General features: G+C 62.8%; 6 protein-coding genes and 1 pseudogene. 2 read left to right on the forward strand and 5 right to left on the reverse strand.

Translation table 11 applies throughout. The features are described from left to right. Window positions 1-93: 93 nt before the first annotated feature. The 3 genes from NKJ06_RS34070 to NKJ06_RS34080 are packed head-to-tail and all read right to left on the reverse strand — an operon-like array spanning window position 94 to window position 2,776. Window positions 94-945, reverse strand: a complete 852-nt coding sequence (locus tag NKJ06_RS34070) for an ABC transporter permease (RefSeq protein ID WP_352812309.1) — start codon at window positions 943-945, stop codon at window positions 94-96. Continuing rightward, window positions 932-1,759, reverse strand: a complete 828-nt coding sequence (locus NKJ06_RS34075) for an ABC transporter ATP-binding protein (RefSeq protein ID WP_352812311.1) — start codon at window positions 1,757-1,759, stop codon at window positions 932-934. Before NKJ06_RS34075 ends, NKJ06_RS34070 begins: the two co-directional genes overlap by 14 nt. A 12-nt stretch (window positions 1,760-1,771) precedes the next feature. Beyond that, the gene (locus NKJ06_RS34080; RefSeq protein ID WP_352812312.1) at window positions 1,772-2,776 is read right to left on the reverse strand and encodes an ABC transporter substrate-binding protein; all 1,005 of its coding nucleotides are present in this window, start codon (window positions 2,774-2,776) and stop codon (window positions 1,772-1,774) included. A gap of 266 nt (window positions 2,777-3,042) precedes the next feature. Here NKJ06_RS34080 and NKJ06_RS34085 point away from each other — a divergent pair, with 266 nt between their 5' ends. Next, window positions 3,043-3,426 (forward strand): RidA family protein, encoded by a 384-nt coding sequence (locus NKJ06_RS34085; protein ID WP_352812314.1) that lies wholly within the window; start codon window positions 3,043-3,045, stop codon window positions 3,424-3,426. A 55-nt stretch (window positions 3,427-3,481) separates the two neighbouring features. Further along, window positions 3,482-4,285 carry a creatininase family protein gene (locus NKJ06_RS34090; protein WP_352812316.1) on the forward strand — a complete coding sequence of 268 codons (804 nt, stop codon included), beginning with the start codon at window positions 3,482-3,484 and terminating at the stop codon, window positions 4,283-4,285. 344 nt (window positions 4,286-4,629) lie between these two features. Here NKJ06_RS34090 and NKJ06_RS34095 read toward each other — a convergent pair whose 3' ends face one another. Both NKJ06_RS34095 and NKJ06_RS34100 read right to left on the reverse strand, forming a co-directional pair. Further along, window positions 4,630-5,139: a tyrosine phosphatase family protein gene (locus NKJ06_RS34095; RefSeq protein ID WP_352812318.1), complete on the reverse strand. Its 510-nt coding sequence runs from the start codon at window positions 5,137-5,139 to the stop codon at window positions 4,630-4,632. After that, a pseudogene (locus NKJ06_RS34100) lies at window positions 5,136-5,549 on the reverse strand (threonine-phosphate decarboxylase CobD); the annotation flags it as partial. The pseudogene NKJ06_RS34100 and the gene NKJ06_RS34095, both read right to left, overlap by 4 nt.

Raw genomic sequence — 5,549 nt, forward strand, 5'->3', positions numbered from 1 at the left:
AAACAAACCCACCCCCGCCGGCCGCCGCTTGGGGGGGTGGTCGGCCCCCGCCGCCAGAGGGGGGTGCTTTGCGCCGACCCTTCTTCAATCACCCTAGCGCTCCTGCTTCAGTGCGCTTTCGTGCCAACGCCGCAAGATGAGATGCGAAATCAGCGACAGCACGAGGAAGATCAAAATGCCGGTGAGCGAAATCAAGAACAGCGCTGCGAACAACCGTGGCGCGTTGAGCCGGTAGCCGGCCTCGATGATGCGCGAGGCAAGGCCAGACGACTGGCCGGTGGTGCCGGCGACGAACTCGGCCACCACGGCGCCGATGAGCGACAGGCCGCCGGCTATCTTCAACCCGCCGAGGAAATACGGCATCGCCGCCGGCAGCCTGAGATAGCGCAGCTGCTGCCAGCGCGTCGCACCATTGAGCTTGAACATATCTAGCAGATTGCGGTCGACGGAGTTGAGGCCAAGCGTGGTGTTGGACAGGATCGGAAAGAAGGCAACGATCCAGGCGCACAGCAGAAGCTTGGTCGTCTGGTCGTTCACATAGATGTTGATCAGCGGAAAGATCGCCACGATTGGCGTCACCTGCAACACGATGGCGAACGGGAAGAACGACATCTCGACCCATTTCGATTGCGCGAACAGCACCGCCAGCCCGACCCCGCCAACAACGGCAAGGAGCAGGCTGAGAAAGGTGATGCGCAAGGTGACCAGCAGTGAGGAAAACAGCAGTGCGGCATCGTTGTAGAGCGTCCACAGCACCACGCCGGGACGCGGCAGGATGTATTGCGGAATCGCGTTCCACACGCAGATGCGGTCCCACAGCCAGATCGCCAGGACCATGATCGCCAGCGGCAGCACCCAGCGGCCGATCCGCTCGAACCGCTCCTGGCGCACGCGGCGCGCTTCCTCGGGGTCGAGTTTGAGCACGCGCTCGTCAATGGCCGTCATGATGCGCGCCTGCCGTTGAATTGATGGCCTTGACCAGCACATCGGAGGCCTGACGGCACAGTGCCGCGTAGTCGGGCGAGGTGCGAAACACCTCGTCGCGCGGATAGGTGGCCTCGATGGCGAGTTCGTCGAACACCCTGCCCGGCCGCGCCGCCATGATGACGACGCGGTTGGAGAGAAAGACGCTTTCGAAGACGCTGTGGGTGACGAAGACGACGGTGAAGCGCTCGTCCTGCCACAGTTCCAGAAGATCATTGTTGAGCTTGAAGCGGGTGATTTCGTCGAGTGCCGCGAACGGCTCGTCCATTAACAGCACGCGCGGTTTTGTGACCATCGCTCGCGCGATCGAGACGCGCATCTTCATGCCGCCGGATAATTCGCGCGGCACCGCATCTTCGAAGCCGGTCAGATGAACCCGCGCCAGCATTTCCGTCACCGCTGGCGCGGCCGTGGCGCGGCTGATGCCCTTCAGCCGAAGCGGCAGCCAGACATTGTCGAACACGCTGGCCCAGGGCAGCAGCGTTGGCTCCTGGAATACGAAGCCGATGTTCGAGCGGTCAAGCGCGCCGCCGCCGCGCCAATCGAGCACGCCGGAGGTCGGCGTCGACAGGCCGGCGATCAGCCGCAGTGCCGTCGACTTGCCGCAGCCCGACGGCCCGAGCAGGCTGAGGAAATCGCCTTCCCGGATCGTCAGGTCGACATCGCTGAGCGCCGTCACGCCGTTGGAAAACACCTTGCCGACGCCACGCAGCGCCAGAAGCGTCGAGGCCGTCCCCGACGCAGCCGGCGCAGGCGCCACTTTTTCCCTTATCATGCCTGGACCGGCCTACTTCTTCAGCTCAAGCCCGACGCCCTTGTTGACGAAGGTCAGCGTGTAGGCCTTCTTGATGTCGATGCCGGCGGGCGTGACCTTGGCCTTGACCATCTTGTCGTAGAAGCTCTGGACCCGCGCGTCGGTCATGGCGCCAATGCCGAGCTTCTCGGTGTCGCCGGAATCGGCCAGGCCGAACTTCTTCATCTGCTGGATCGAGAACGCGATCTGCTCGTCGCTCATGTCGGGATTGTCTTTCTTGATCATGTCGTTGGCGGCTTTGTTGTCGCCGTAGAGATATTTGTACCAGCCCTTGGCCGAGCCATCGACGAAGCACTGAACCACCTCCGGCTTCTTGTCGATCGTGTCCTGCATCACCTCGATCGTCGTCGAGTAGGTGTCCCAGCCATAGTCGGCAAGCAGGAACTGGTTCGGCACGAAGCCGCCCTCCTTCTTGACCGCGAACGGCTCGGAGGTGACGTAGCCCTGCTGGATCGACTTCTTGTTGGCGAGGAAAGGAGCGGTGTTGTAGGTGTAGGGCGCGCGCTTGGAGGCGTCGAAGCCGAGTTCGATGACCATCCATTGGAAGAAGGTCTGCACGCCCTCGTCGCCAAGGATGTACTGGTCGGCGTTCTTCAGGTCTTCCCATTTGTCGAGCCCCTCGCCGGGGTGGGACATGATGACCTGCGGGTCCTTCTGGAAATCCGCCGCCACCACACGCATCGGAATGCCTTGCTGGACGGCATCGAAAGCCGACAGCAGATTGCCGCCCATGTAGAAATCGATCTTGCCGGCAAGCAGCATCGGCCGGCCGCTAACCTGCGGACCACCCTGCAGGATGGTGACGTCGAGGCCGCAGGCGGCATAGGTGCCGTCCGCCACGGACTGATAATATCCGCCATGTTCCGGCTCGGCCAACCAGTTGGTGCCGAAGGTGACTTTTTCATTCGCGGCAGCACCCAGCGTGCTGGCCGCAAGCAGAGCAACCACCGCCACCGAGATCTTCTGTTTTCCGTACATCGACACCACCCCTTTGTTTGCTCCGGCACGCCACGCGCCAGGCTCGACAGCAAAGATTCAAGAAGCAAGACACATGCCACCGGCGCCTCGCGCCCGGACCGCCCGCTTGAACGACATTGGTATGCCAAGGGCGGACGGGTCATGCTGTACGGAAGGCATCGTGCCTATTTTTTGAACGCCTGTCCACAATCGCCCCGGCAACATGCACCGCCATCTTGAAGGTGTAATGGGTCAGGCCTTAGGCTGACGGTATCCAGGAGATCGCGATGTTCAAATTCCTTACCCCGAAGTCGATCAAGCCGCCCTTTGCCCGCTACAGCCACGGCGTCGAGGTGCCTGCGGGCAAGCGGCTGGTGCTGTGCTCGGGTCAGGTCGCCATCACGGCGGACGACCAGATTCCGGAAGACGCCGGCGGGCAGGCCGAGCTCTGCTTTCAAAACATCGCGGCGATTCTCGGCGAAGCCGGCCTGGGTCTGCAGGACATCGTCCGTATCAACGCTTATGTCACCGACCGCGCCCATCTGCGGCCCTACATGGACGTCCGCGACCGGCTGTTTTCGAGCCCCGCGCCGGCCTCGACGCTGATGATCGTCTCGGGATTTGCCCGGCCCGAATTCAAGGTCGAGGTCGAAGCGATCGCGGCGGGGTGATCGACAGGCCGTCCTTCCCGCGCTAGGTCTCACTCATCCATTGAAGAGGCGTGGCATGACCGTTGCAAAAAGACGCGTGTGGTGGGGCGACTACCGAACCACCGAATACGCCTTGATCGACCCGGAGACGACGATCGCCGTGCTGCCGGTGGCGGCGATCGAGCAGCATGGCCCGCATTTGCCGGTTTCGACCGACACTTCGATCATGAACGGCATGCTCGATACGGTCATTTCGCGCCTGCCCGATGATCTCGACATCCGCATCCTGCCGGTGCAGGCGGTGGGCAAGTCGAACGAGCACCTTCACGCGCCGGGCACCCTCACTTTGCCGGCAACGACATTGGTCGAGGCGTGGACCGAGCTTGGCCTGTCTATCGCGAGCGCCGGTGTGCGAAAACTGATCGTGGTCAATTCGCACGGCGGCAACGAGGAGATCATGGGCATCGTGACACGTGAATTGCGCGTGCGCGAAAACATGCTGGCAGTGAAAACCAGCTGGCAGCGTTTTGGCCGCCCGGCCGGCATGTATACCGAACTCGAGGACCGCCACGGCATCCATGGCGGCGATGTCGAGACCTCGCTGATGCTGCATTTCCGGCCGGACCTCGTCGACATGGGTAAGGCCGACAATTTCGTTTCCAGTGTCGCCAAGGCCGAGGAGGAATTCTCGCTGCTGCGCCACACCGGCACCCACGCCTTTGCCTGGATCGCTGGCGATCTCAACCCGAACGGCGTGGTCGGCGACGCCAGCATTGCGACGGCCGAAAAAGGCCGGCTGACGGCAGAATATCAGGCCGATGGTTTCATCAGCCTGCTCAGGGATGTTCGCAAGGCCAAGCTCGCCGACTGGCTGAGATAGCATAGTTGCTCGGCACAGATATTCTGACCAGATGGCACTCCTCCCAGGTTAGCCGAAGCCTTTCTCCCTCGTTATCCTGGGGCGAAGCAAGGAGCGCAGCGACGCGGCGCAGACCCCGGATCCATGCCGCGACCTCGGAGCGCAGCAGCAGTACAGAATTCTGCTCCGCTGCGTTCTTCGACCTATGTCGCGGCGCGACGGAGCTTCGCTCCTGCTCCGCCCGTGGATGACGAAAGCGGGGGGTCCTTTGGCTAATCTCCAACGGTCGCATCAATCCACTCAAGCGAACGATCGATGGTGCTTAGCGGCCGAGTTGGCGTGGGTCAAAATCACGGGCCGAGGGATTACAGGTCGATCTTGAGCGCGAAAGGCGTGCCTTCGAAGGCATCCGCACCGCGCCCGATCGATTCGATCGCCTCGATCATGCGGCCGTTGCGATCAAGCAAGGCATCGGCCACCGCAATCAGTCGCGGATTGGGTGTCGCCGATGGTGACAGCGTCCGCAGCGTGTGAGCCAGTTCGGCTTCGTCGCGTTTCGGCGCCAGCGCGGCGGCGATGATGTAGGCCGAGGCGGTCGAGCGGCTGATGCCGGCATAGCAATGCACGACCATCGGCCTTGCCCGGTCCCAGCGGCGCGCGAAATCAAGCAGGTTGCGGACATGATCCTCACCCGGCATGGTCATGCCCTCCTGCGCCACCGCGATGTCGTGCATGACCAGATGCAGATGGTTTTCTCGGGCGATCGACGCCGGACGTACCACCTCCGTTCCGACGGCAAGCAGCGACAGCATGCGGTCGGCGCCGGTCCTGGCCACCGTTTCCTCGATCTTTGCCAGCGAGCAGACATGGATCATTGTTTTGAACCCTTTGATTGATCCTCGCGCCGCGCCGCCCATTCGGCAAGGGCGGATTCGAGCCGCTGCCATTCCTCCTCGCTCCCCGGCAGGCCGGCGCGCAGGACATGCGGCCGGTCGGCAAAATGCCGAAGCAGGATGCCGCGCTCGCCGAGTGCGGAAAACAGATCGGCGGAATCCGGCAGGCGGAGGAAACGGTACAGTGTGGTGCCGCCCGTAACGGGAATGCCGAAGCGGCCGAATAGCGCATCGAGCCGCGCCGATGCTTCAGCAAGGAATGCCCGCATCGTGTCCTGCCAGTCGATGTCGGCAAGCGCGCGGATGCCGTATTCAAGCGCCGGACCGGCGACGGCCCATGGCCCGAATTGCGTTTCCAGCCGTTCGACCGCCGCTACATCGGAAAGTGCAAA

It is taken from the genome of Mesorhizobium sp. M0293 (genome assembly GCF_040321735.1).
Classification (GTDB): domain Bacteria; phylum Pseudomonadota; class Alphaproteobacteria; order Rhizobiales; family Rhizobiaceae; genus Mesorhizobium.